Origin of the sequence: Acidiphilium acidophilum (assembly GCF_033842475.1) — a bacterium.
GTDB classification, from domain to species: Bacteria; Pseudomonadota; Alphaproteobacteria; order Acetobacterales; family Acetobacteraceae; genus Acidiphilium; species Acidiphilium acidophilum.
In genome coordinates this window covers 1,286,389-1,310,032 of sequence record NZ_JAWXYB010000018.1, presented here as the reverse complement: position 1 = coordinate 1,310,032, position 23,644 = coordinate 1,286,389, and the positions used below count along the sequence as shown (strand labels likewise).

Here is a 23,644-nt window from a genome sequence, read left to right as displayed (position 1 = left end):
GAGCTTTCTACAGTCTGTCGTGTTTACGGTGAATGCCTCAAGAATTTGCCGGAGCGCGGGATATAATAAAATAGAGCAGAGTCACTCCCTGAATTTGTACAGTAAATTATAAAAGATCACGTTACGGCCGGACATAACGACCGAGCGGTTCGAACTGTCATGACAATACCCGCTCATTCAAGGACGGGTTCAGGAGGAGACAAAATAAATGGCCATACGCAATCCCATCGAATGGATTTTTACCGCCCCGTCCGGTCCGGTTGGACAGATCGGTACGGCGACACCGGGGGAATATTGGCAGGAGCGTGCGCGTGACGGTGATCCGCAGGTTCAGCGGGTCGGGTGGAGCGATATCAGGATTGCGCTCGGGCGGGGGCTTGAGGATTTCAAGGCGAACCGGACCGATGTGGTGATGCTCGCGATCATTTATCCGATTGCCGTTCTGCTGGGGGTTGCGGCGATGGCGCGGCATGCGGTGATTCCGATGGTGTTTCCCGTCGTGTCCGGTTTCACGCTGATCGGGCCGCTGGCGACGATCTGGCTTGCCGAGTTGAGCAGGCGGCGTGAGGCGGTGGGGTCGGCATCGCTTGCGGATGCGGCCGGGGTGTTCCGGTCACCGCAGATCGGGGCGATTCTGGCGCTCGGGGCTTGCGAGATTTTGCTTTATTTCGCGTGGATCGGGACGGCGGCGGCGATTTTTCGGGCAACGATCGGGCCGGCGATGCCGCCGACGATGGGCGGGTTCGTCTCGGCGGTGTTCGAGACGCCGGCGGGTTGGACGCTGATTGTCGCGGGGGTGGGGACAGGGTTTGTGTTCGCTCTGATCGGGCTGGTGGTCGGCTGCGTTTCGATGCCGTTGCTGCTCGATCGTCATGTGTCGGTCGGGACGGCGGTGGCGATTTCGGTCAGGGCGTTCAGGACCAATCCGGGGACGATTCTGGCGTGGGGGTTTGTCGTGGTCACGAGTGTCGTGCTGGGGGCGATTCCGCTGTTGTTCGGGCTTGTGGTGGTGGTGCCGATCCTGGGGCATGCGACGTGGCATTTGTATCGCCGGATCGTGGCGAACTGATAACCGGGGATCGGACGTTTTGGTTGATTTATATTGAGTTAACGACCCCGAAAACGCCCGGTCCCAGCATAAAAAAGTTTTTTGGTTCTTTTTTACAAAAAAGAACCGCCTTCCTGCTCCCTTCCCTCACGCAAACTTCGTAGCCCGCCACCCCTCGGCCACTGGTTCGCATAAAATCGGTGTCGCGTTTTCGGTGCGGATGTCGAGTTCGAGGCCCATGACGCCGCGCAGGGCGCGGAAGAAGGCGCCGTGGGAGACGATGAGGAGGGGTGCGGGGGCGGTGAGCAGGTTGGACATGACGGTGCGGGCGCGGGTGGTGATGTCGGCGAAGCTTTCCGCACCTTCGGGGGTGGCGATGCCGTTGAGCCAGTCGGCGAACCAGGTGCCGAGGGGTTGGCCTTCCATGCCGCCGAAGACGACTTCGCGGAGGTTGGGTTCGGTGGTGAGGGGCAAGTTGAGGGTCTGGTTGACGATTTCGGCGGTGACCAGTGCGCGCTGCATCGGGGAGGCGATGACGGCGGTGATGCCGCGGCCTTCGAGCAGGGGGGCGGCTTGATGCGCCTGGGCGATGCCGGTGGCGTTGAGCGGGATATCGACCGAGCCCTGGGAGACGCCGCGCGCGTTGTAGTCGGTCTGGCCGTGGCGGAGGAACCAGAAGGGCGCGCGCGGCAGGGACATTATGCGAAGCCTTCGATGGCGAGGGCGCGCTGGACGGCGGGGCGGGATTTCATGCGGGCGTAGTGGGCGGCGACGTTGGGCGGCATGGTGGCGGCGCCGCGGACATCGGCCCAGAAGCTGACGTAGAACAGGGCGGCGTCGGCGATCGAGTAATGGTTGAGCAGCCACTCGCGGCCTTGGAGGACTTCATCCATGAGGGCGAAGCCGTCGTTGAAGATGCGGCGGCCCTGGCCACGGACGGTTTCCTCGTCGTCCTCGTCGCCGGAGGGGGTGAAGCGTTCGGCGCGGCGGATGCGGGCGAAGCCGTGGCTGTGCATGGTGCAGTTGCAATGGACCATGTATTCGGTGGCGCGGGCCCAGTCGAGCGGGTCCTGCGGCAGGAGGTTGGCTTCGGGGTTGGTGACGGCGAGGTAGCCGGCGATGGCGATCCATTCGGTGAGGGAGGTGCCATCATCGAGGATCATGACCGGGACTTTGGATTTCGGGTTGATTTGTTTGAACGCCTCGGAGAATTGTTCGCCGCCGGCGAGATTGACTTCGTGGCTTTGGTAGGGCTTGCCGATTTCCTCAAGGATGACGTGGGTGCCGATCGAGCACGAGCCCGGGGCGTAGTAGAGTTTCATGGCGTTTCCTTCCGGTTCAATCGAAGAGCGAACTGACCGAGGTTTCCTCGGAGATGTTGCGCATGGCGCTGGCGAGCAGCGGGGCGATGGTGAGGATTTTCAGGTTGGGCGGGATGGTGCGGGTGGGGTCGAGCCGGATGGAGTCGGTGATGGTGAGGCTCTCGATCGGGCTGGCGGCGATGCGGTCGAGTGCGGCGCCGGAGAGGACGCCGTGGGTGACGTAGGCCGAGGCGGAGACGGCGCCGCGCGCGAGCAGGGCATCGACCGCGTTGCAGAGGGAGCCGCCGGAATCGACGATATCGTCGATCAGGATGCAGTTGCGGCCTTCGACATCGCCGATGACGTTCATGACTTCGGAAACGCCGGCGCGCTCGCGGCGTTTGTCGATGATGGCGAGATCGCAGTTGAGGCGGCTCGCGGTGGCGCGGGCGCGGGCGACGCCGCCGGGATCGGGCGAGACGACCATGATGTCGCGGTTCGCGAAAAGTTTTTTGATGTCGCGGGCGAACAGGGGGGCGCCGTAGAGGTTATCGACCGGGATGTCGAAGAAGCCCTGGATCTGGCCGGCGTGGAGGTCGATGGTGAGGACGCGGTGGGCGCCGGCTTCGGTGATGAGGTTGGCGACCAGTTTGGCCGAGATGGGGGTGCGGGCGCTGGTGCGGCGATCCTGCCTCGCGTAGCCGAAATAGGGGATGACGGCGGTGATGCGGCGGGCGGAGCTGCGGCGCAGGGCATCGAGCGTGATCAGCAGTTCCATCAGATTGTCGTTGGCGGGGAAGGCGGTGGACTGGACGACGAAGACGTCTTCGCCACGGACGTTTTCAAGGATTTCGACATGGATTTCCATGTCGGCGAAACGGCGGATCAGCGCTTGGGTGAGATTCATGCCGAGTTGGGCGGCCACCGCCTCGGCGAGGGGTGGGTTGGAGTTGCAGGCGACGATCTTCATCAGGGATTCCAGTGGCTGAGGCGCGCCGCGCATGTAGCAATCGGGGGGGTGGATGTCCATGCGCGGGGGATGGCGTCGGGAAAGGGCGTGATGACTTGATCGGGCAAGATCGCCATTGCTTTGAGGCGTGGCGGGTCATATTCTCGTTATATGAGTCAGGGATTGTCGCTGCGATCGGACGTGGTGCTGGATGCGTGGCTGACACGCGATGTGTGGCCGCGGCGGATCGTGGCGTTCATCGTCGATTTTCTGCTGATCGCGGTATTGGGGTTCGTTGCGATCTGGGTGGTTGTGGTGTTCGGGATTTTGACGCTGGGGCTGGGGTTTCTGCTCGGGCATCTGCTGCCGCTGGTGCCGTTCGTGTATTATGTGGCGTGGCTGGTGACGATGGGGGCGGCGACGCCGGGGCAGCGGTTGCTGGGGCTGACGGTGCGCCAGGATGACAGCCTCGCGCTGGCGAACCCGGTGCGGCCGAGCCTGGCGCAGGCGATTGCGTGGACCGTGTTGCTGTATCTGTCATTCGCGCTGAGCATGGTGCCGTTCATCGCGGTGTTTTTCAACCGGCGGCGGCGGGCGTTGCATGATATTCTCGCGGGGGTGACGGTGGTGCATGCCAGTGCGCTGAACCGGGGGGTGTGAGGGGTGATGCATAAATCGCCGCAGTTTTTCTATGCGACCGCCCCCCTGCCCTGCCCTTACGTGCCCGGACGGGTCGAGCGGAAGGTGGTGACGGAACTGGGTGGCACCGGGGCGGAGGCGCTGCATGACCGGCTTTCGCGCGGGGGGTTCCGGCGCAGCCATAATATTGCGTATGCGCCGGTGTGCCAGGGGTGCCGCTCGTGCATTCCGATCCGCATTGTCGTGGCGGATTTCGAGCCGAGCCGGACGCAGCGGCGGATTGCGGCGGTGAATGCGGGGTTGCGGGCGTATGAAATGCCGCCGCGCGCGACCTCGGAGCAGTTTCTGCTGTTCCAGCGCTATCAGATGGCGCGGCATGGCGACGGCGACATGGCGGCGATGAGTTTTTACGATTACCGGGCGATGGTCGAGGATACCCCGATCGAGACCTGGCTGGTGGAGTTTCGCGACGAGGCGGACCGGCTGGTGGGGGCGTGCCTGACGGACCGGCTCGGGGATGGGCTTTCGGCGGTCTATTCGTTTTTTGCGCCGGAACTGGCACGACGCTCGCTCGGGACTCAGGCGATCATGTGGCTGGTGGAACGGGCGGCGGAGCTGGGGCTGCCCTATGTGTATCTCGGCTATTGGGTGCCGGAGAGCCCGAAGATGAGGTATAAATCGAAGTTCCATCGCACACAGGTGCTCGCGGGTGGGGCCTGGGTGGATCGCGACGCGGTGTTCGAGGCGCAGCTTGCGGCGCGGAGTGCCGCACCGGTCACGACGGCGTGACGCGCTGACCGGCGGTTGCCGGTGATCGGCGGTTGTATATCGCCGTGCGGGTTCTAACTCCCGACTGAGGGCGGTTTATGCTGCGTTGCAGCAGGACCCTCATGCTGCTTTGCGGCATTGTTCGAGGAGGGAAGATGACGGGTTCTGTTCAACCGGCGACGACGGCGACCGCTGGCAATCCGATTGCGCATGCTGCCGGCTCGGTGACGACGGCGTTGCATGGCTGGCCGCCGGCGGTGACGACGGCGATTTTGTTCGCGGCGGCGATTTTCGTGGCAGCCGTGTTGCAGGCGGTGCTGGTGCGGGTGATTCCGAAGAAGGTGCTGGCCAAACATCCGGTGCTGACGATCGTGGTGCGGCGGACCAAGTCGATCCTGTTCATGTTCATCGCGGTGATCCTGCTCGGGATCGTGGTGCCGGAATCGCCGATCGGGGTACGGGCGGAGAACTCGGTGCTGCATGTGCTCAGCGCGGTGTTCATCGCGCTGATCGGCGCCAGCGTGATGGTGAGCATCGACGTTTACACGACCTACAAGCTGTCGCGACGGCCCGATAATATTCAGGCTGACGTGATGGCGCGCAAGCATGTGACGCAGTGGCAGGTGTTGCGGCGGGCGAGCCATGTGCTGGTGCTGATGATTACCATTGCGGCCGCGCTGATGGTGTTTCCGGCGGTGCGGCAATATGGCGTTTCGCTGCTGGCTTCGGCGGGTGCGGCGGGGCTGGTGGTGGGATTGGCGGCGCGGCCGGTGCTGTCGAACCTGATTGCGGGCATTCAGATTGCGATCACGCAGCCGTTGCGGGTCGAGGATGCGGTGGTGATCAACGGCCAGTGGGGGTGGATCGAGGAGATTACCAGCACCTATGTGGTGGTGCGGATCTGGAACTGGCAGCGGATGATCGTGCCGCTGGCGTGGTTGCTGGAGAATCCGTTCCAGAACTGGACGCGCGACAGTTCCGAGCTGATCGGGACGGTGCACTGGAATGTGGATTATACCGTGCCGGTCGATAAGTTGCGGGACAAGCTTACCGAGATCGTTCATTCCTCGAAATTGTGGAGCGGGAAGGTCGTGGTGCTGCAGGTGACCCATGCGCTGGCCACGACGATCGAGCTGCGGGCACTGGTTTCGGCGCGGAACTCGGGCGAGGCGTGGGATTTGCGGTGCTATGTGCGCGAGCAGATGATCAAGTATCTGCAGGCGGAATTCCCCGGGGCGTTGCCGAAGCAGCGGGTGGAGATCGAGGGGCAGCGCGTGCCGGAGGGGGAGACGGTGCTGATGCACGATCACGTGAACGCGGATTGATCGTGGCGTGATGGACAGACCGGCTGTCGCTGTGTCAGTTCAGGATCGGCACGCAGGGTCGGAACGATGGAAAAATACGAGATCTATACCGTCAGGCAGGGCGACTGCCTGTGGGATATCGCCGGGGCTTATTATGGCCACCCGGTGCTGTGGCCGAGCCTGTATAGTTTGAATAACTGGGCGGCGGCGCACCATGTCGATCGGATCAGGCCGATCGTGAACCCGAACCTGATCTATCCGGGTGAGCGGCTGTTGCTGAAGCCGTTGCCGGTGCATCGGCTGAAGCCGTTGCTCGATGATCCGCGGTTGATTGCGATGGTGCCGCGCACCGAGCCAGCGCCGCCGCGCGGGAGCCTTGCCGGGATGTCCATCGTTAATCCGGCGAAGAAACTGGGGTTCAAGCCGTTCTTTGCGCTGTCCTACGATTTCGGCGATGTCGATGTCGGGACGTATGAGGCGGCGGGGTTTACTGCCGAGATCAGTTATGGCGGGAGCATCACGTTGCAGCCCGACAAGGATGCGGCGCTGGTGACGTTGAGCAATACCGGGGTCGAACTCGATTATGAGCGGGCGGCGCGGACCGTGGTGGGGCAGTTGGTTGGGGGTGCCAAGGTCAGATATGATCCGGCGGCGGCGAAAGCGGGGGGCGGGCGGCGGAATCCGCTCGGCTTTTCCTGCGCGCTGACGCGTGTGGGGCATGGCGGGGTGCCGGATTTCACGGTCGAGATCGACGGTGATGCTGTGACGTGCACGCTGACGTTTTATCCGGTGCACGGAAATTATCACGGATATGTTTTTTATTCGTCGGATTTTCGGGTGACAGCGAAGGTGACGAAGAATGAAGCCTCATCCAAAAATGGTGGCAGTCGAGGTTCAGGTCAGAATTTGAAGATTGTTCAAAACCTCATGCATGCACCTCGTCATCACTTGCCGATAATTACAGGAAAAACCAATTCTCTATCGATAAATCAAAATTATATCCAAAGCCCCGATCAGTTATTTGCCAAAGCGAAGACATTACCTATTTCTTCCATTGGTATGTTTAGTTTTATCTTCTTTACTGGGCTTCCAAATCTGAGTTCTTCTGTTATGAAAACAATCATCCATGACGATCGAGAGTTTGGGCAATACATTGAAAGAAGCTTGCGGCAGAAACCAAGACATCAAACAACATCGTTTCCTATTGCGCCACCAATCTGGGAATTTTTACCTGGATAGAAAGTCTTAGTTATTAATTAAACTTATGCCTCCTCAGCCATTCATTTGATTTTTCTTTAGCCAGAGCTAATTTATGTTTACTCAATATACTTGAGACTACCTTGAGATTGTGTTCTGGGGCGGCTTTATTGAATTGACTTGCAAGCTTTACTGCTGAAAACAAATAAAATGCCGACTTTTCGGGATCATATGGCACGCCGTTACCATTAAAATAAAGTACTGCAAGGTTATTCATTCCGCCTTCACCACCTAATTCTGCAGCCTTTTTATAGAGCTGAAATGCTTTGGTGACATTTTTACGAACTTCTTGACCGTTCTGATACATGGACCCCAAGTCATTGAGCCCACCAACATTGTCAGCGGCAGCGGAAATTTTGAACCAGTGTAATGCTAATTTTGTGTTAACTGGGACACCCTCTCCGTGAAGATAAATCTGACCGAGATTATTGGCAGCAGACGAATTTCCTTGTGCAGATGAACGCTCAAACAGTTTCGCAGCTTCTTTATAGTTCTTTGATACGCCAATTCCTATTTGATACATGTAACCTAATTGGCTTTCAGCAGCTGAGTTATGCTGATGTGATGATGCTGTGTAGTAGTGGAATGCCTTACTATAGTCTCGCTTGACGCCAAAACCATGGAAGTAGATGTTTCCAAGCTGATATTCGCCCGCAGCGTTACCCTGCTTGGCTGCTCGTTCGTCCCATTGACGCGCTTTGTCGTAATCGCGCGGTACACCGCGACCGTGCTGATAGGCCAGACCGAGTTCCGCCTGGGCCTGTGGGTCGCCGGCGGCGGCTTTTTGTTTGATTGTTTTGACCGATTGCAGGGTAACGGCTGTCGTGGCGTTCGCGTGCGCGAAGGCGGCGGGGGCGGCCGCCATTATGCTGCAAAACCAGATTATTGCCGGGCGTTTCATCGGGCGATCTCACACTGCTGCCGTTAGCCGAACCTAGTCCGGCAGCAGTGTTTGATCAAGGCGATAGCCTCAGGCGGCGTCGAAGGCGCGGTCGGCTTTTTTGCGGGAATGCGGGTCGAGGTGGCGTTTGCGGAGGCGGATTGCGCTGGGGGTGACTTCGACCAGCTCATCGTCCTCGATATAGGCGATCGCCTGTTCGAGGTTGAGGCGGCGGGGCGGGATCAGCAGCAGGGCTTCGTCCTTGCCGGCGGCGCGGATGTTGGTCAGTTTTTTCTCGCGGATCGGGTTGATGTCGAGATCGTTTTCGCGGGAATGTTCGCCGAGGATCATGCCGAGATAGACTTTCTCGCCGGCCCCGATGAACAGCGTGCCGCGATCCTGCAGCGAGAACAGCGAATATTGCACGCTCTCACCATCGGAATTGCTGATCAGCGCGCCGTTGCGGCGGCCTTCGAGCGTGCCCTTCCAGGGACCGTAGCCGAGGAAGTTTCGGTTCATCACGCCGGAGCCGCGCGTGTCGGTCAGGAATTCGCCGTGATAGCCGATCAGGCCACGGCTCGGGCTGTGGAAGGTCAGGCGCTGCTTGCCGCCACCGGAGGGGCGGATATCCTGAAGCTCGCCTTTGCGGCGGCTCATTTTCTCGACGACGATCCCGGCATAGGGTTCGTCGACGTCGATCAGGACTTCCTCCATCGGTTCCTCGCGCTCGCCGGCCTCGTTTTCGCGGGTGAGGACGCGGGGGCGGCCGATGGTGAGCTCGAAGCCTTCGCGGCGCATCTGTTCGATCAGCACGCCGAGCTGGAGTTCGCCGCGACCGGCAACCTCGAAGGCTTCGGTTTCGTTGGAATCGGTCACCTTGATCGCGACATTGCCTTCGGCTTCGCGGAACAGGCGTTCGCGGATCTGGCGCGAGGTGACTTTTTTGCCTTCGCGACCGGCCAGAGGACCATCGTTGATGCGGAACGTCATCGCGAGGGTCGGCGGGTCGATCGGGGTTGCGGGCAGGGCCGCGGTGATTTCCATGCCGCCGATCGTGTCGGGCACGGTGGCTTCCTTGAGTCCGGCGACCGCGATGATATCGCCGGCGGAGACTTCATCGACCGGAACCCGGTCGAGACCACGGAAGGCGAGCAGCTTGGTCAGACGGCCGGTTTCGACGGCGCGGCCATCGAAACTGATGACGCGGACCGGCATGTTGACGGTGGCGCGGCCCTGCTCGACGCGCCCGGTGAGGACGCGGCCGAGGAAATTATCGGTCTCCAGGATGGTGACGACCATGGCGAAGGGTGCATCTTCCGGCAGGTTCGGGGCCGGGACGTGGCTGACGATGAGGTCGAACAGCGGCTTGAGGGTTTCGCGCGGACCATCGAGCGTGGTGGTGGCCCAGCCCTGACGGCCCGAGGCGTAGAGCATGGGGAAGTCGAGCTGTTCGTCGTTCGCGCCGAGGGCGGCGAACAGGTCGAACACCTCGTTGTGGACTTCATCGGCCCGAGCGTCCGGACGGTCGATTTTATTGACGACGACGATGGGTTTGAGGCCGCGCGCGAGGGCCTTGCCGACGACGAATTTGGTCTGCGGCAGGACGCCTTCGGCGGCATCGACCAGAACCACGACGCCGTCCACCATGTTGAGGATGCGTTCGACTTCGCCGCCGAAATCGGCGTGGCCGGGGGTGTCGACGATGTTGAGCCGGACGTCGCCCCACTGGACGGCGGTGCATTTGGCCAGAATCGTGATGCCGCGCTCGCGTTCGAGGTCGTTGCGGTCGAGCGCGCGTTCGGCGACGTGCTGGTGGGCGCCGAACGAGCCGGATTGCTTCAGCAACTGGTCGACGAGTGTGGTTTTGCCATGATCGACGTGGGCAATGATGGCGACATTGCGCAGCATATTCTGGGTCATTACGTATCTTTCGGGGTTCAACGCGCTCCTCCTACACGTTTTGCGTTGCAAAAGCGAGCAGGGCAGCGCAGCGGATCTCGCATATGCGAAAAGGGGTGGCATCGGCCACCCCTTCGCTGATCCTTCGGTGAGGCGAGGCTGATTACATCGAGGAACCGGTGGAGTTGGTCATCTGGTTGTGCATGGTGCTGTCTTTCTTGCCCTGCATCGCGCTGCCGGGCATCGAGCCGTTGTTCATCGCACCGTTGTTCATGGCGCCGTGGTTCATGGCGCCGTGGTTCATGGCCCCATTATTCATGGCTCCGCCATCGGGCGCCATGCCGGTATTGCCCGGGACCGGCGTGCCCATGTCGGACGAGGCACCCATGCCGGGTTTGTGCATGCCGGGGCGGCCCATCATGCCCTGATGCATCTCCATCATGGCCCGATGGATCATCATGGAGGCCTGGTGGTAATCGCCGCCTTCGACCGCTTTGCGCGCGCCGCGCACCGCTGCGATGGCGGGGGTGCTGATCGGGCCGTTGACCGAGCCCTGGACGTAGGAGTTGGTCAGCATATCGGTTTCAGCGCGGCCGAGAGCGTCATGGGCGCGCATTTTGTTGTGCGACATCACCGCCTGCTGGGCGATGTGAAGGTATTCGCCGGCCGATGCGTTCATCGGCATGCCGCCGCCCATCGAATGGCTGATCATGCCGTGGTTCATCATGCCGTGGTGGTTCATGCCGTTCCGCATCGCGGTGTGGTGCATGCCGCCATTCATGGCGCCGTGGTGCATGGTCTTGCCCATGGTGCTCTGGCGCTCGGCCGGCATCGCCGTGTTCGGGTTGGGCGAGGACGGGGTCATGTTGCCGCTGGTCGATCCCGGCATCTGGCCGGTCACGCCGGTGCTGTTCATTCCGGCGGTGGGGGCCTGACCGCCTGCGGGGGTCTGGGCGAATGCCAGACCGCTCATCATGATCAGGGCCGAGCCGGTCATCAGAATCTTGCGCATATGTTTGGTGTCCTTCCTGCGATCACGCCAAATACGTGACGGCTGATATTTAGCCGAATTGGTGCCGGGGATTTGGTCCCGGCGGTTAAGCCTGCCGTAACGAGTTGGGGATAATGTTCGGGTCAGACAACCACGGGCAGATCACCGGGTGATTAAACCGGAGTCAGAATTATCGGGGCACGCGGCGGGAACAGGATGGATTTTTGTGCGGCTGACGCGAGCAGTTTTCAATATTGCATTGATCTTGTGGTTTTTTGTGTGGACCAGCCCAGTCGCGGGCGCGGTGACGGCAGACCGGGCCTGCGGAGTGGCGGCGCGGGCGGCCACCGTCGCGCGCGATCTGCCGCCGGGGATGCTCGATGCGATCGGGGTGGTGGAATCGGGGCGATCGGCTAGTGATCCGTCGGTCGGTGATCGGGGCGATCCGCTAAGGGTGCGCCGCCATGCCTGGCCGTTTACCGTCGATGCCGACGGGATCGGGCATTGGTTTGCGAACGCCGCCGATGCCGCGCGCTTCGTGCGGGTGAGCCTGGCGGATGGTGCGCGGGCGGTGGATGTCGGGTGTTTTCAGATCGACCTTGAAGATCATCCGGGTGCGTTCGCGAGCCTGCGGGACGCGTTCGATCCGGTGACCAATGCGGGGTATGCCGCCGGTTTCCTTGTGCGGCTGCATCGGCGGCTGGGATCGTGGCCGGCGGCGATTGCGGCCTATCATTCGGCTGATCCGTCACGTGGCGGCCCGTATGCGGCGCTGGTGCGGGCGGCGTGGCGGGGCGATGCAGGTGGCGCTCGGGGCGCGACGGGCGGGCGGCCTGTGGAGGATCGGCATGTGATCGTGCTCGGGCCGGTCGGGCGCGGCTTGCCACGGATCGTGACGCCGTGAGCGGGCGGCGTATGGGCAGACTCGCAGGATATTGTATAGGCGGGGGATGAGCGAAACGCTGCCGGGGCCCCGTTATGTGATGTCATCGAGGAGGCAATGCGGTGCGTTTCGGCTCCGCTTTGGCGGCATGATCGGGTTGTTTTGAAGCTGGCGAGCGAAACCTCCTTCGATGAGCGACGCGGGCGGTGGCGGGCGATTGCGCTCATTACGGTGCTTGGTTTTTCATCGGGGCTGCCGCTGGCGCTGTCGGGGTTCACGCTGCGATTATGGCTGGCGCGGGCGCATCTGCCGCTGGCGGCGATCGGGTTTACCGCAAATCTCGGCATTGCCTATTCGCTGAAATTCGTCTGGGCGCCGGCGCTGGATCAGTTGCGGGCGCCGCCGCCGTTTCGCGGGCTCGGACGGCGGCGGGGCTGGCTGATGCTGTTCCAGATCCTGCTGGCGGCGGCGATTGGCGGGCTGGCGCTGACCCATCCGGCGCATGATCTGGCGGCGACGCTGGTGCTGGGCGGGCTGGTCGCGTTTTTTTCGGCGAGTCAGGACATTATGATCGATGCCTGGCGGATCGAGTTTTTTCCGATGAAGCTTCAGGGTGCGGCGACCGCGGGATATGTGTGGGGGTATCGCGCGGCGATGCTGATTTCGGGCTCGGGGGTCATTGCGCTTTCGGTCGTGATCGGGTGGCAGAAAGCGATATTGCTGATGGTGCCGCTGCAACTGCTGGGCGCGGCGGCGACGCTGCTGTGCCCGGAACCGGCACCGCCGGTGGCGCGGCAGCTTTCGGTCGGCGCGCGGCTGCGGGCGGCGGTGGTCGATCCGCTGGCGGAGTTTTTTCGCAGGCGCGGGGCGGTGGTTATTCTGGCGTTCGTCGTGCTGTTCAACCTCGGTGAGGCGCTCGCGGGGGTGATGCTGGCACCCTATTACACCCATCTCGGGTTCAACCGGGCGGTGATCGCGATTGCGACCGGGCCTGCGGCGCTGGTGGCGGTGCTGGCCGGGACCGCGGCGGGGGGCGCATTGGTTGCGCGGGCCGGGGTGGGGTGGGCGCTGCTCACCGCGCTGACGTTCCAGACCCTGGCGCTGGTGCTCTATCCGGTGCTCGGGCTGTTTCCGCATCTGCCGCATATTCTGCTCGGGGTCAGCGTTGTGGAATCATTCGCGGGCGGGATTTCGGACGCGGCGTTCATTACCTATCTCTCGGGCCTGTGCAACAAGGATTATACTGCGACCCAGTATGCCTTGCTCTCCTCGGTGGCGGCGCTGGCGTTGCGCACGATCGGCGGATTTTCGGGCGTGCTGGCCCATGCGATGGGGTGGATTCCGTTCTACGAATTCACGATCGTCTCGGCTCTGCCCGCCATGGTGGTGATGCTGATCATTCTGCGGCGCTATCCCCCGGCGGAGCGGCGGATGCGGGCGGCGGGGGACTGAACCCGGCGGAGCGGGCCACGCGCGATCAGTGGATCAGGACGAAATGCATGGTGGCGATGACCTGTTCCTGTTTGGCGGTCGAGCCGGGGGGGAATGGCGGGACGCGGACGCCGCGGAACAGGCCGTACCAGGCCATGTCGAGCAGGGGGGCACCGGAGCTGCGAACAAGGTGAAGGTTGGTGACCTGCCCGTTGCGCAACACGGTGAAGCTGATCGTGACCTTGCCTTGTTCGTTCTGGGCGGCGGCGGCTTCGGGGTAATATTTGTGTTCGTTGACCCATTTGTTGAAGGCGCTTTCCCAATCGGGGCCGGCATTGCCCTTGAAGGTGATCGAGGGGGCCTGACGGGCGAGGTCGGACTGGGGCGGAGCGAGGTTGAGGGCTCCGGGCGCGCGGTTGATGATGGTGGTGGGGTGGCTGCCGAAGGACATGCCGTTCATCACCATGAATTTCCGGGGCGGCGCGGGCGGGGCGTGATGGGGGTGGGCCGGGATGGCGTGTTTCGGCGGGGGCGCGGGGATGATTTCCTTCGGCAGGTGGAAGGGAATGTCGGACGGGGATGTGAGATTGACCTGTGGCTGGGCCTGCGGCTGCGCGGGGGATGGCGGGGGCGGGGGCGGCGGCGGCAGGGTTTCCATGGTGGGCGGGGCCTTCACCGGAGCTTTGGGGGCCGCGTTATGGGCTGCGCTGTGCGGCAGGCCGGTGTTCTGGAACACCACCGCGATGCTGGATTCCGGTGAGGGCGGGGTCAGGCGCTGGCGGTGGACGGCGTAGAGGAGCAGGAGGATGATTGCCGCGTGGACGGCAAGCGAGATCGGCAGCGGGATGAACCAGTCATCCGCTTCGGGGCGGCGGCGCGCGAGGGCACGCGGCGCACCGCCCAGGCCGGGCCCGGTGGCGGGCGCCGGATCAGTAACCCGGATACGCGTAAGAGCCGGGTGGCGCATAGGCGGGCGCGCCATAGCCGTAGGATGGGCCGGAACCGCCGGCATAGCCTTCCATTTTATTGCCGTGGCCGACCATGCATTGGGCGTAGGCGACGTTGTACTGCGCCTGCATGGAGTCCGCGGCACCCTGGGCGTTGCCGCCGCCGGCGGCGCTGCCGAGCAGGAGGCCCGAGCCGGCACCGATGGCCGCACCTACCCCGGCATTGCCGCCGGCGGCTCCGAGCAGGGCACCGGCTGCGGTTCCGAGCAGCGTGCCGCCGATGGCGGTGTTGGTGGCGGACTGGCTGGCCATGGCCGCCCCGCTGCCGCTGCCGCTGCGCTGGCTCGCGTAATAGCGGCAGTAATTGTCGTCCTGCTGGAACGTGTTGAAACTCACGCCGGGGCCGGGCATGGCGACGACGGTGGGGGCGGCTGGCGGGGCGACGGTGCAGCCGGCGAGACCGGCAACGGCGATGGCGGCGATGGCAAGGGTGGTGATCGGCTTCATGATCGGATGCCTCGGCAAGGTTGATCGGTGAGTCTCAATTGCAGTTTGGGCGGGAAAACACAACGAGGTGTTACATTCCATTAAATTAATCCTGTCCCCGCTGCGCGATGCTCAGAGCCCTTCGAAGAACTCCTTGACCTTGGCGAAGAATCCCTCGTGCTCCGGGCTGCCGGACGTGCTGCCGCCGGCCTCGCGCTCGAATTCCTCAAGGAGTTCGCGCTGGCGCCTGGTGAGGTTCTGGGGGGTTTCGACCGCGACCTGGATGTACATGTCGCCGCGCTGGGTGCTGCGCAGGACGGAGAACCCCTTGCCGCGCAGGCGGAACTGATCGCCGGTTTGGGTGCCGGTGGGGATTTTGACGCGGGCGCGGCTGCCATCGATGGCGGGGACCTCGATTTCGCCGCCGAGTGCCGCCTGGCTCATGCGCAGGGGAACGCGGCAGAAGACGTTGGCACCGTCGCGCTGGAAGATGGCGTGCGGGCGGATGGCGACGTGGACGTAGAGATCGCCGGGCGGTGCGCCCTTGCCGCCGGCTTCGCCTTCGCCGGAGAGGCGGATGCGGGTGCCGTCTTCCACGCCGGCGGGGATGGCGACCGAGAGGGTGCGCTCGCGCGGCAAGGTGCCAGCGCCGGCGCAGACCCGGCACGGGTTGCGGATGGTGCGGCCCGCGCCGCCGCAGGTCGGGCAGGTGCGTTCGACCACGAAGAAGCCCTGCTGGGCGCGGACCCGACCGGCGCCGCCGCAGGTCGGGCAATTGTCGGAACTCGCCTGCTTGTCGGCGGAGCCGGTGCCGTTGCAGGCATCGCAGGCGACGCGGGTGGGGACGCGGACTTCGACCTTGGTGCCCGCGAAGGCCTGGGTGAGGTCGATTTCGACGGCGGCGCGGACATCGGCGCCGGTGCGTTCGGCCCGGCCACCGCCGCGCCGGCCACCCATGGCCTCGCCGAACATCTGTTCGAAAATATCGCCGATACCGCCTTCGAACCCGAAGCCGCCGCCGCCGAATCCGCCGGGACCGCCGCCGTTTTCGAAGGCGGCGTGACCGAATTTGTCGTAGGCGGCGCGTTTCTGGTCGTCCTTGAGGACGTCGTAGGCTTCGTTGACGTCCTTGAACCGCTGTTCGGCTGCCTTGTCACCGGGGTTGCGGTCGGGATGATACTGCATCGCCATCTTGCGATAGGCTTTTTTGAGTTCGTCGGCCGAGGCACCGCGCCGCGCGCCGAGCAGTTCGTAATAATCCGTCTTGGCCATGATGGCGGCTCAACCTCGAATTTCGATCGAAAACGACCTGTTACAACAAGAAAGCCCCGGACCATCTCTGGTCCGGAGCGTTAGGCTTCGTCAGCGGCGCTGGGGTTCGCTCAAGCCGATTTCTTCTTGTCGTCCACGTCCTCGAACTCGGCGTCGACTACTTTTTCGCCGGGTTTCGACGACTCGGCACCTTGTGCTTCGGCGCCGGGGCCTGCCTGCCCCGCTTCCGCCTGGGCCTTGTACATCGCCTCGCCGACGCGCATCGCGATCTGGGTCAGCCGGTCGGTCGCTGCCTTGATGGCTTCGAGATCGGAGCCTTCGAGCGCGGTGCGTGCCGCAGCCATTGCGGCTTCGGCCTCGCCCTTGTCCTGATCCGAAACCTTGCCCTCGTTTTCCTTGAGGGTTTTTTCGGTCTGGTGCACCAGGCTGTCGGCCTGGTTGCGGGCATCGACCAGTTCGCGCTTGGCCTTGTCGGTCGCGGCATTGGCTTCCGCGTCCTTGACCATTTTCTCGATGTCGGCGTCCGAAAGTCCGCCCGAGGCCTGGATGCGGATCTGCTGCTCCTTGCCGGTGGCCTTGTCCTTGGCCGAGACCGAGACGATGCCGTTCGCGTCGATGTCGAAGGTGACCTCGATCTGCGGCACGCCACGGGGTGCGGCGGGGAGGCCCATCAGGTCGAACTGGCCGAGGATTTTGTTGTCCGCCGCCATTTCACGTTCGCCCTGGAAGACCTTGATGGTCACGGCGGTCTGGTTGTCATCCGCGGTCGAGAAGGTCTGGCTCTTCTTGGTCGGGATCGTGGTGTTGCGGTCGATCAGGCGGGTGAAGACGCCACCGAGGGTTTCGATGCCGAGCGAGAGCGGCGTGACATCGAGCAGCAGAACGTCCTTGACGTCGCCCTTGAGCACGGCACCCTGGATGCCGGCGCCGATCGCGACGACTTCGTCCGGGTTGACGTTACGGGCCGGTTCCTTGCCGAAGAAGGCTTTGACCGCCTCGATCACCTTGGGCATGCGGGTCATGCCGCCGACCAGAATGACTTCGTCGATCTCGCCGGCGGTGACGCCTGCGTCCTTCAAGGCCGCGCGGCACGGGCCCATGGTCCGTTCGATCAGATCGTCGACCAGGGATTCCAGTTTCGCCCGGGTGAGCTTCATCACGAGATGCTTCGGCCCGGAGGCGTCGGCGGTGATGAAGGGCAGGTTGATTTCGGTTTCCTTCGAGGAGGACAGCTCGATCTTGGCTTTTTCGGCCGCCTCCTTGAGGCGCTGGAGGGCCAGCTTGTCCTTGCGCAGATCGATGCCCTGTTCGCGCTGGAACTCGGCCGCGAGATAGTCGATCACGCGCTGGTCGAAATCCTCACCGCCGAGGAAGGTATCGCCGTTGGTGGATTTCACCTCGAACACGCCGTCGCCCAGTTCGAGCACCGAGACGTCGAACGTGCCGCCGCCGAGATCGTACACCGCGACGGTGCCGGCCTGCTTTTTATCCATGCCATAGGCAAGGGCTGCCGCAGTCGGCTCGTTGATGATGCGCAGGACTTCGAGACCGGCGATTTTACCGGCGTCCTTGGTCGCCTGACGCTGGGCGTCGTTGAAGTAGGCCGGGACGGTGATGACCGCCTGGGTGACTGTTTCGCCGAGATAGGCTTCGGCGGTTTCCTTCATTTTGGTCAGGATATAGGATGAAATCTGGCTGGGCGCGTAACGCTGGCCCCGTGCCTCGACCCAGGCATCGCCATTGTCGCCGCGCACGATGCCGTAGGGGACCAAGCCCTTGTCCTTCTCGACGGTGGGATCGTCGAACCGGCGACCGATCAGGCGCTTGACGGCGTAGAGTGTGTTGGTCGGGTTGGTGACCGCCTGGCGCTTGGCCGACTGCCCGATCAGGCGCTCGCCGTTTTCGGCGAAGGCGACCATTGAAGGCGTGGTGCGCGCGCCTTCAGCGTTTTCGATCACGCGGACATCCTTGCCCTCCATGACCGCGACGCATGAATTGGTGGTTCCGAGGTCGATACCGATGACCTTACTCATAGAAACTTCTCCTTTGCAGCGGATGTGCCGGACCCGAAGCATCGGGCGCATCCCTTGTTTCACGCCCAAGATGTATTGAAGCGACCCTTCGGGCACAAGAGCCGATTTTGTGATTGCCGCTAAATTAACGGCAGGCGATCAAGATTTGGCTAAATTTCAGGCTTCGACATCGAGATGACTGCCATGCGGGGGTGCGGGCGCTTTCGCGACCACGACCATGGCGGGTTTCAGCAGACGACCGTTGAGCAGCCATGAGCGGCTCCAGGCCTGGATGATCGTGCCGGGTGGGGCATCGCTGGTTTCCTGCTCGGCCATTGCCTGATGGCGGTTGGCATCGAACATCGCGCCGACCGGTTCCTCGGCCTTGATGCCGTTGCGCTCCAGCATGGCGACGAAACTGCGTTCGACGCCCGCGAAACCGTCCCGCAATTTGGCCAGAAGCTCGGATTCGTCGGGTGCGGCTGGGGGCAGGGATTCGAGGCCGCGACGGAGATTCTCGGCGGTCTCGGCGACATCGCCCGCGAATTTCTGCACCGCGTAGAGCCGTGCATCCTCGACCTCGCGCCGGGTGCGGGCGCGCAGATTTTCCATCTCGGCCTGGGCGCGGATCCATTTGTCGCGGTACTCGGCGGCTTCGGCTTCGAGCGTGGCAATCCGCGCCTCGGCGGTGGGGGCCGCGTCGTTAAGGGAGTCGATGGTCTCGGGGGCCGGTTCGGCCTCGGGATGAATGGTATCGTCGTTCATGGCTGAGGAATTAGGATGGCTGCGGGCAGGACACAAGCGGGCTCATGACATGACCGCATCGAGCAGTGCGCGCGCGTACCGCGCCATGCTGCGGCAGGCGACGAAATCGCGGCGCTGCGCCTCGATCGGGGCGCGGTCCTGATCGAGGAGGAGTGCAAGCGCGGCAGCGATTTCGGCGGGGTCGGCGTTATCGTCGACCGGGTGGATATAGGCGGGCGGCTGGAGCGCTTCGGTCAGCGTGGCCGCTGCCACGCCGGGAAGGCCGGCGGCGGCGATATCCATCAGGGCACCGGAGATACTCCCGGGTGGGGCGCGCCGGAGTTGCAGGGCGGCATCGGCGGCGGCGAGATAGTCGCGATAGGCCTGTTCGTCCACCTGATCGGGACCGAGGGCGATCGATCCGGACGGGATGCCGTGCGCGTGGGCATGGGCGGCGAGCGCCGCGATCAAACCGGGATTGCCGGCGCCGACCAGGGCGAAGCGGCATGGCCTGATCGCGGCGAGGCAGGCGAAAGCGTCGATGGTGCGGTAGGGGTCCTTGCCCGGATGGACATGGCCGAAACTTACGACAAGCAGGTGATCGGGTTCGAGGCCGAGCCGCGCGCGCGCTGCGGCGCGGCCTTCCCGGGTGAGGCTGGCGGGGTCCGGCAGGCGGTACGGTGGCAGCGGCAGGAGAGCCGGTTGAACGCCGTGCCGCGCGGCGACGAAACGGGCGGTGTCTGCGGCGTGAACGATCAGGGGGCTTGCGGCTGCAGCGATTTCACCGATGAACCGGGCGGGCATCGCAAACTGGTCGAGTTCCCAGGAATCGAGGTCGCGATCGGTGACATCGCGGGCAAGTTCCGCGGCGGCGACGCCCCTTGCGCGCGCGGTCCCGCAGGCGCTGAGGTAAAAGCCCATCATGCGCGCATCGTGCAGGATCGCCGCCGCGCCGTAGTCGAGCAGAAGGCGCATTTCGGTGCGGTGGAAGATCGAATTGCCGAGGACCGTGATCAGCGCATCGAAGCGCGACGAGGTCATGATCGTGCCATCCGCCCGGCCACCGAACGCCACGCCTTCCGGGAGAACCGGTGCGGCGGTGTCGCTGAAGGCGGTGACCTCGGCAAGGTGGCGGATTTCGTCGAGCAGGCCGGCGCTGTGGTCGGCACAGCCGGAATAGGTGGGTGGCAGAGGCGACAGCAGAGCGATGCGCGGGCGGGCGGAGCGCAGGATCGCGGGGGCTGCGAGATGATCGAACGGGGCCCAGAGCCGAGCCCAGAACCGGGACGCGACGGCTTCAGTGGTGAAATCGCGCCAGACCGGGGCCTGGCGGTCCCTGATTTCGTGCCAGGCGGCATCGTCGGTGAGGAGCCGTCGCGCGGTCGTGCCGAGGGTTGCGGCATCGTCCGGATCGAAGCGGTCCCGGGCGGATGGGATGAGTTCGGCCTGGGCCGGTTCGTCGGCCGCCAGAACCGGCGTGCCCTGCGCGATCGCCTCGATCACCGGCATCGAGAACCCTTCAGCGCGCGAGGGGGCGATCACGAGCCGGGCGGAGGCATAGGCGCGGGCGAGTTCGGTATCGTCGAGCTGGGGTAGGAAGTGGAGCGAGTCCGGGGCGCCGCCTTTTGCCGTGTGACGTGCGGTGAGGCGCGCACGGGTGCTCGGGTCATGGATGCCGACGAAGCGGATCGGGCCGGGAAGCCTCGCATCGATGACGATTTCGGGGTTCTTGCGCGCGTCATCGCCGCTGACGATCAATGTGCCGGCGCGTGAGGTGAGATCGGGCGGTGAGCCGGTCGGACGCAGCGAGTCGCGGAGGGCGACGCCGGTGACATCGGTCTTGCCCGCACTTCGGGGGAGCACGCTGTGAAGCCGGGCGGCGGTGGCGTGGGAAATCGGCAGATAGCGGGTGTAGCGACGCAGCGCTGCGAGACCGGCCCTATAAGCGCGACGTTGATCGGGACTGGCGAGGTAAATCGCGGGATGGTCGAGCGGGATGAAATCGAGCACGACCGCAATGCTTTGGACGGGTACGCTTCGAGCGGGGGCATGAAGCAGGCGACGGATCGGGTCGGGCGGGAAGCTGAGCGGGGCGGGTTGCAGCAGGATCGCGCCGTTGCGACTTGCGGCATAGGCGGTGGTGGTCGCGTGATCGCCGAGTGCGGCAAGATCGGGCGCGGGCGGGGGCAGATGCGGGTCGAACAGGAGGGTGATGTCGAATCGCCGTGCCGGTTCGGCACCGAGCATGGCGGCGATGTGCAGCCCGATGCCGCGACGCGCGAAGCCGGGATGCTGCAGGCAGCGTGCATCGACGAGGACCGGAGGCTTCATCGGACTGGTGAAATCGCGTAGATGAGAGCGATGACCGATGACGCCGTTCGCGATCTGCCGCTGCCGGCCGGGCTCGATGCGGTGTTGCGCCGCATGATCGCCGCGCGCGAGGCGGCGCTGGGGGACGCGGAGGCGCATATCGCCGCGCGCAACCGGCGGATCGACGAACTCGATGCGCTGGTGACGGCGGTGCAAGCCGCGCTCGATGGCGAAATCGCCCATATCAGGGAGCGGAATCGCCGGATCGGCGAGCTCGATGCGGAGATTGCGGCACGGGACCGGCGGATCGAGCATCTCGAAGACCAGGTTGCGCGGCTGCATCGGCTCGCCGAGGAGCTGGTCTGGCCGGAGGGGCCGCGCGCCCTGCGCGCGGTGTTGCCGATGGCCCGGTTGGTCCGGCGGGTCATTCGACGCTGAACGAGACGTCACGCTGGCGGTGCATCATGTGTTCGCCGGCATCGACCAGGAGATTGATCCCGGTGATCGAAGGCGTGGTGACGAGGAACATGACGGCACGCGCGATATCCCCGGCGCTGGAACCGTGGCGCAGCGGGGTCGCTTGCTGGCCACGGACGAAATTTTCCGCCGACTGCTTCGCGCCGATCAAGGTGAGGCCGGGGGAGACGCCGCAGACGCGGATGTTCGGGGCCAGCGCCATGGCGAGCATTTCGGTGGCTGCGGCGAGGCCGGCCTTGGCGATGGTGTAGGCGAAGAAGTCGGGATTGAGGTTGGCGAGTTTCTGATCGAGGATGTTGACGATCAGGCCGCGCCGCCCGGGCTCGCCGTGAGCCCCCGCTACGCCATGACTTTCGGCGATCCGGGCGGCCATGTCGCGCGCGAGCAGCACCGGGGCGGCGAGGTTGGGGGCGAAATGGGCGGCGAGCGATTCGGCGGTGACGGTGGCGGGCCGGTCGAAGCTGAAATGCGAGGCGTTGTTGATCAGGATGTCGATCGGGCCGGCAAGAGCGGCGGCGCGCGCGATCAGGGTTTCGACCATTGCGGGGTCGGCGAGGTCGGCGGCGAGGGTGAAGGCACGACCCCCCTGCCCTGTTATGGTTGCGGCAAGCTCATCGGCCTCTCCGCCAGCGCTGCGGTAATGGATCACGACGGGATGACCGGCTGCCGCGAGGGCGCGGGTGATCGCGGCACCGATCCGTTTCGCGCCGCCGGTGATCAGGGCGGCGCCGGTGATCGGGGAGGCGGTCACGCGAACAAGGCGGCGCGGAGGGCATCCGGGTCGTCCAGCAGGGCGGTGGGGTGGGGATCGAGCAAGTCGAACAGACGGCGCGTGCCGAAATCGGCGAGTTCGACGTGCATCATGGCATCGACCATCGCGGCGTAGTTTTCGTTCAGGCTGGTATTGGCCGGATCGAGTCCGGTGATCACGATGAGGCCGGTGGGCGGGGCATCGAAGGCGATCATGCGCAGGTCGGGGCGGAACCGGCGAAGCAGCACCGGGACTTTCCAGACATCGCCGGCCCACCAGCCGGGGACGATGGCATCGCGACGGAGATGTTCGGACTGGTCGCGCGGGGTGATCAGCGCATCGATCGGCAGGCAGTCGTGCAGGACGATCGCGCTGCGGGGATGGCAGGCCCGCTCGGTGTTCGCGACATCGCGGAGCAGGTACTCGAAGTAATGCATGCCATCGAGGAAGGCGAGGTCGATCGGGCCGCCGAGGATCGCGAGGGGATCGTGAGTGGCGAAGAATTCGTCGCTGCCGCACTGGAACAAATGGCAGGCGGGCTTGGTTCCGGTGATGTCGCGGTCGATCAGGAAATGCGGGTCCACCGCGATCGAGGCGGCGTTCGCGCGTTGGAGCGACTCGCCGCGCCAGACGCCGATTTCGAGGTAGCGCGACGGCGCCAGAGCGGTGTGGAGGCGGCTGAGGCAGTCGAAATACTCGAGTCCGGCGTGGAACGGCATCACCTCGCTCGTTTTGGTGCCGTGGGTGATGGGGGCCGGTGAGGTGACGTCGGCGGTCATCGGGAGGTGGCGGCGCCGGTTGCGGTGTCGAGTTCGGCCTGGTTCATCTGGAACCCGACCAGCACCTGCTGCTCGGCGCTACGGGCGGCGCGGGGGAACATCAGGCGGATCGGGGTGGTGCTGGCCACGGCCTGCTCGGCCCCGTTGCGGAAGTCGAAGCTGACCGGGAAGACACGCTTGCTGATGATACGGTCACCCTGCGTGATCGCGATGAAATACGGCAGGGTCTGGCCGGTGAGGCGCGAGGCGGGGCCGTTGGTGGCGGCGAAACCGATCCGGAAGGTGACGCGTTCCATGTCCTTGCCGGCTGGGCTGCATTTGCCGGCGACGCCGGTGATCCGGGAATCGAGGGTCTGGTCCGCGATATCGGTCGAGGCACCCTGGTAGAGCATCACGCGGCTGGCCTGCTGGAGGACCGCGACCTGGGGGCAATACAGATCGGGCGTTTTGCTGCCGGTGCAGGCGGCCAGGCCGAGCGGGGCGAGCAGCACGGCGAGCGGGACAAATCGGGTCACG

At 64.2% G+C, this 23,644-nt stretch carries 23 protein-coding genes; 8 read left to right on the top strand and 15 right to left on the bottom strand.

The annotated features are described in order from the left end of the window. Nucleotides 1–208: 208 nt before the first annotated feature. On the top strand, nucleotides 209–1,069 hold the full coding sequence (locus SIL87_RS08945; protein WP_319613830.1) for a DUF2189 domain-containing protein: 861 nt from the start codon (nucleotides 209–211) through the stop codon (nucleotides 1,067–1,069). A gap of 126 nt (nucleotides 1,070–1,195) precedes the next feature. Here SIL87_RS08945 and SIL87_RS08940 read toward each other — a convergent pair whose 3' ends face one another. From SIL87_RS08940 to SIL87_RS08930, 3 genes are read right to left on the bottom strand one after another with little or no spacing between them, the layout of a single operon-like run. Continuing rightward, nucleotides 1,196–1,747: a histidine phosphatase family protein gene (locus tag SIL87_RS08940; protein WP_319613829.1), complete on the bottom strand. Its 552-nt coding sequence runs from the start codon at nucleotides 1,745–1,747 to the stop codon at nucleotides 1,196–1,198. After that, the gene (locus SIL87_RS08935) at nucleotides 1,747–2,370 is read right to left on the bottom strand and encodes a glutathione S-transferase family protein (RefSeq protein WP_319613828.1); all 624 of its coding nucleotides are present in this window, start codon (nucleotides 2,368–2,370) and stop codon (nucleotides 1,747–1,749) included. The genes SIL87_RS08940 and SIL87_RS08935 overlap by 1 nt, the downstream gene beginning before the upstream one ends. Nucleotides 2,371–2,386: 16 nt before the next feature. Next, the gene (locus tag SIL87_RS08930; protein ID WP_319613827.1) at nucleotides 2,387–3,319 is read right to left on the bottom strand and encodes a ribose-phosphate pyrophosphokinase; all 933 of its coding nucleotides are present in this window, start codon (nucleotides 3,317–3,319) and stop codon (nucleotides 2,387–2,389) included. Nucleotides 3,320–3,481: 162 nt separating this feature from the next. On the opposite strand from SIL87_RS08930, the gene SIL87_RS08925 reads away from it, so the two are divergent. The 4 genes from SIL87_RS08925 (at nucleotide 3,482) to SIL87_RS08910 (ending at nucleotide 7,248) form a co-directional block, all read left to right on the top strand. Continuing rightward, nucleotides 3,482–3,958: an RDD family protein gene (locus SIL87_RS08925; protein ID WP_319613826.1), complete on the top strand. Its 477-nt coding sequence runs from the start codon at nucleotides 3,482–3,484 to the stop codon at nucleotides 3,956–3,958. A 6-nt stretch (nucleotides 3,959–3,964) separates the two neighbouring features. Then, nucleotides 3,965–4,726, top strand: a complete 762-nt coding sequence (locus SIL87_RS08920) for an arginyltransferase (protein ID WP_319613825.1) — start codon at nucleotides 3,965–3,967, stop codon at nucleotides 4,724–4,726. A gap of 134 nt (nucleotides 4,727–4,860) precedes the next feature. Beyond that, nucleotides 4,861–6,030, top strand: a complete 1,170-nt coding sequence (locus tag SIL87_RS08915; RefSeq protein WP_319613824.1) for a mechanosensitive ion channel family protein — start codon at nucleotides 4,861–4,863, stop codon at nucleotides 6,028–6,030. 66 nt (nucleotides 6,031–6,096) lie between these two features. Continuing rightward, nucleotides 6,097–7,248, top strand: coding sequence for a LysM peptidoglycan-binding domain-containing protein (locus SIL87_RS08910; protein ID WP_319613823.1), 1,152 nt, complete (start codon nucleotides 6,097–6,099; stop codon nucleotides 7,246–7,248). Nucleotides 7,249–7,261: 13 nt separating this feature from the next. Here the strand turns inward: SIL87_RS08910 and SIL87_RS08905 are convergent, their stop codons facing one another. The 3 genes from SIL87_RS08905 to SIL87_RS08895 form a co-directional block, all read right to left on the bottom strand. After that, nucleotides 7,262–8,167, bottom strand: coding sequence for a tetratricopeptide repeat protein (locus SIL87_RS08905; RefSeq protein WP_319613822.1), 906 nt, complete (start codon nucleotides 8,165–8,167; stop codon nucleotides 7,262–7,264). Nucleotides 8,168–8,236: 69 nt separating this feature from the next. Continuing rightward, nucleotides 8,237–10,066 carry a translational GTPase TypA gene (gene typA / locus SIL87_RS08900; protein WP_319613821.1) on the bottom strand — a complete coding sequence of 610 codons (1,830 nt, stop codon included), beginning with the start codon at nucleotides 10,064–10,066 and terminating at the stop codon, nucleotides 8,237–8,239. Nucleotides 10,067–10,208: 142 nt separating this feature from the next. After that, complete coding sequence (locus SIL87_RS08895) at nucleotides 10,209–11,057, bottom strand: hypothetical protein (RefSeq protein WP_319613820.1); 849 nt, start codon at nucleotides 11,055–11,057, stop codon at nucleotides 10,209–10,211. Nucleotides 11,058–11,313: 256 nt separating this feature from the next. Between SIL87_RS08895 and SIL87_RS08890 the strand changes: the two genes are divergently transcribed. Further along, complete coding sequence (locus SIL87_RS08890) at nucleotides 11,314–11,940, top strand: lysozyme family protein (protein WP_319613819.1); 627 nt, start codon at nucleotides 11,314–11,316, stop codon at nucleotides 11,938–11,940. 141 nt (nucleotides 11,941–12,081) lie between these two features. Further along, nucleotides 12,082–13,371, top strand: a complete 1,290-nt coding sequence (locus SIL87_RS08885; protein WP_319613818.1) for an AmpG family muropeptide MFS transporter — start codon at nucleotides 12,082–12,084, stop codon at nucleotides 13,369–13,371. A 25-nt stretch (nucleotides 13,372–13,396) separates the two neighbouring features. Here SIL87_RS08885 and SIL87_RS08880 read toward each other — a convergent pair whose 3' ends face one another. The 6 genes from SIL87_RS08880 to SIL87_RS08855 all read right to left on the bottom strand — a co-directional run bounded on the left by SIL87_RS08880 (nucleotide 13,397) and on the right by SIL87_RS08855 (nucleotide 21,142). Next, nucleotides 13,397–14,317: an energy transducer TonB gene (locus tag SIL87_RS08880; protein ID WP_319613817.1), complete on the bottom strand. Its 921-nt coding sequence runs from the start codon at nucleotides 14,315–14,317 to the stop codon at nucleotides 13,397–13,399. Next, the gene (locus SIL87_RS08875) at nucleotides 14,280–14,804 is read right to left on the bottom strand and encodes a glycine zipper family protein (protein WP_319613816.1); all 525 of its coding nucleotides are present in this window, start codon (nucleotides 14,802–14,804) and stop codon (nucleotides 14,280–14,282) included. Before SIL87_RS08875 ends, SIL87_RS08880 begins: the two co-directional genes overlap by 38 nt. A 111-nt stretch (nucleotides 14,805–14,915) precedes the next feature. After that, complete coding sequence (gene dnaJ, locus SIL87_RS08870; RefSeq protein ID WP_405055260.1) at nucleotides 14,916–16,058, bottom strand: molecular chaperone DnaJ; 1,143 nt, start codon at nucleotides 16,056–16,058, stop codon at nucleotides 14,916–14,918. Nucleotides 16,059–16,165: 107 nt separating this feature from the next. After that, nucleotides 16,166–18,088 (bottom strand): molecular chaperone DnaK, encoded by a 1,923-nt coding sequence (gene dnaK, locus SIL87_RS08865; RefSeq protein WP_319613814.1) that lies wholly within the window; start codon nucleotides 18,086–18,088, stop codon nucleotides 16,166–16,168. 156 nt (nucleotides 18,089–18,244) lie between these two features. After that, a complete protein-coding gene (locus tag SIL87_RS08860; RefSeq protein ID WP_319613813.1) occupies nucleotides 18,245–18,832 on the bottom strand; it encodes a nucleotide exchange factor GrpE in 588 nt (195 codons plus the stop codon). Nucleotides 18,833–18,874: 42 nt separating this feature from the next. Then, the gene (locus SIL87_RS08855; protein ID WP_319613812.1) at nucleotides 18,875–21,142 is read right to left on the bottom strand and encodes a glycosyltransferase; all 2,268 of its coding nucleotides are present in this window, start codon (nucleotides 21,140–21,142) and stop codon (nucleotides 18,875–18,877) included. Nucleotides 21,143–21,172: 30 nt separating this feature from the next. On the opposite strand from SIL87_RS08855, the gene SIL87_RS08850 reads away from it, so the two are divergent. Continuing rightward, on the top strand, nucleotides 21,173–21,559 hold the full coding sequence (locus SIL87_RS08850; protein ID WP_319613811.1) for a hypothetical protein: 387 nt from the start codon (nucleotides 21,173–21,175) through the stop codon (nucleotides 21,557–21,559). Here SIL87_RS08850 and SIL87_RS08845 read toward each other — a convergent pair. From SIL87_RS08845 to SIL87_RS08835, 3 genes are read right to left on the bottom strand one after another with little or no spacing between them, the layout of a single operon-like run. Next, complete coding sequence (locus tag SIL87_RS08845; RefSeq protein ID WP_319613810.1) at nucleotides 21,546–22,349, bottom strand: SDR family oxidoreductase; 804 nt, start codon at nucleotides 22,347–22,349, stop codon at nucleotides 21,546–21,548. The two genes, SIL87_RS08850 and SIL87_RS08845, sit on opposite strands and share 14 nt — an antisense overlap. Further along, nucleotides 22,346–23,128: a class I SAM-dependent methyltransferase gene (locus SIL87_RS08840; RefSeq protein WP_319613809.1), complete on the bottom strand. Its 783-nt coding sequence runs from the start codon at nucleotides 23,126–23,128 to the stop codon at nucleotides 22,346–22,348. Before SIL87_RS08840 ends, SIL87_RS08845 begins: the two co-directional genes overlap by 4 nt. Next, nucleotides 23,125–23,643: a hypothetical protein gene (locus SIL87_RS08835; protein WP_319613808.1), complete on the bottom strand. Its 519-nt coding sequence runs from the start codon at nucleotides 23,641–23,643 to the stop codon at nucleotides 23,125–23,127. Before SIL87_RS08835 ends, SIL87_RS08840 begins: the two co-directional genes overlap by 4 nt. Between the last annotated feature and the right edge of the window lies 1 nt (nucleotide 23,644).

What these genes read in the sequence shown, in the direction of transcription:
- SIL87_RS08945 (WP_319613830.1), top strand. Translation starts at nt 209, where the DNA reads ATGGCCATACGCAATCCCATCGAATGGATTTTTACCGCCCCGTCCGGT.
- SIL87_RS08940 (WP_319613829.1), bottom strand. Translation starts at nt 1,747, where the DNA reads ATGTCCCTGCCGCGCGCGCCCTTCTGGTTCCTCCGCCACGGCCAGACC.
- SIL87_RS08935 (WP_319613828.1), bottom strand. Translation starts at nt 2,370, where the DNA reads ATGAAACTCTACTACGCCCCGGGCTCGTGCTCGATCGGCACCCACGTC.
- SIL87_RS08930 (WP_319613827.1), bottom strand. Translation starts at nt 3,319, where the DNA reads ATGAAGATCGTCGCCTGCAACTCCAACCCACCCCTCGCCGAGGCGGTG.
- SIL87_RS08920 (WP_319613825.1), top strand. Translation starts at nt 3,965, where the DNA reads ATGCATAAATCGCCGCAGTTTTTCTATGCGACCGCCCCCCTGCCCTGC.
- SIL87_RS08915 (WP_319613824.1), top strand. Translation starts at nt 4,861, where the DNA reads ATGACGGGTTCTGTTCAACCGGCGACGACGGCGACCGCTGGCAATCCG.
- SIL87_RS08910 (WP_319613823.1), top strand. Translation starts at nt 6,097, where the DNA reads ATGGAAAAATACGAGATCTATACCGTCAGGCAGGGCGACTGCCTGTGG.
- SIL87_RS08905 (WP_319613822.1), bottom strand. Translation starts at nt 8,167, where the DNA reads ATGAAACGCCCGGCAATAATCTGGTTTTGCAGCATAATGGCGGCCGCC.
- typA (WP_319613821.1), bottom strand. Translation starts at nt 10,066, where the DNA reads ATGACCCAGAATATGCTGCGCAATGTCGCCATCATTGCCCACGTCGAT.
- SIL87_RS08895 (WP_319613820.1), bottom strand. Translation starts at nt 11,057, where the DNA reads ATGCGCAAGATTCTGATGACCGGCTCGGCCCTGATCATGATGAGCGGT.
- SIL87_RS08880 (WP_319613817.1), bottom strand. Translation starts at nt 14,317, where the DNA reads ATGCGCCACCCGGCTCTTACGCGTATCCGGGTTACTGATCCGGCGCCC.
- SIL87_RS08875 (WP_319613816.1), bottom strand. Translation starts at nt 14,804, where the DNA reads ATGAAGCCGATCACCACCCTTGCCATCGCCGCCATCGCCGTTGCCGGT.
- dnaK (WP_319613814.1), bottom strand. Translation starts at nt 18,088, where the DNA reads ATGAGTAAGGTCATCGGTATCGACCTCGGAACCACCAATTCATGCGTC.
- SIL87_RS08860 (WP_319613813.1), bottom strand. Translation starts at nt 18,832, where the DNA reads ATGAACGACGATACCATTCATCCCGAGGCCGAACCGGCCCCCGAGACC.
- SIL87_RS08855 (WP_319613812.1), bottom strand. Translation starts at nt 21,142, where the DNA reads ATGAAGCCTCCGGTCCTCGTCGATGCACGCTGCCTGCAGCATCCCGGC.
- SIL87_RS08850 (WP_319613811.1), top strand. Translation starts at nt 21,173, where the DNA reads ATGACCGATGACGCCGTTCGCGATCTGCCGCTGCCGGCCGGGCTCGAT.
- SIL87_RS08840 (WP_319613809.1), bottom strand. Translation starts at nt 23,128, where the DNA reads ATGACCGCCGACGTCACCTCACCGGCCCCCATCACCCACGGCACCAAA.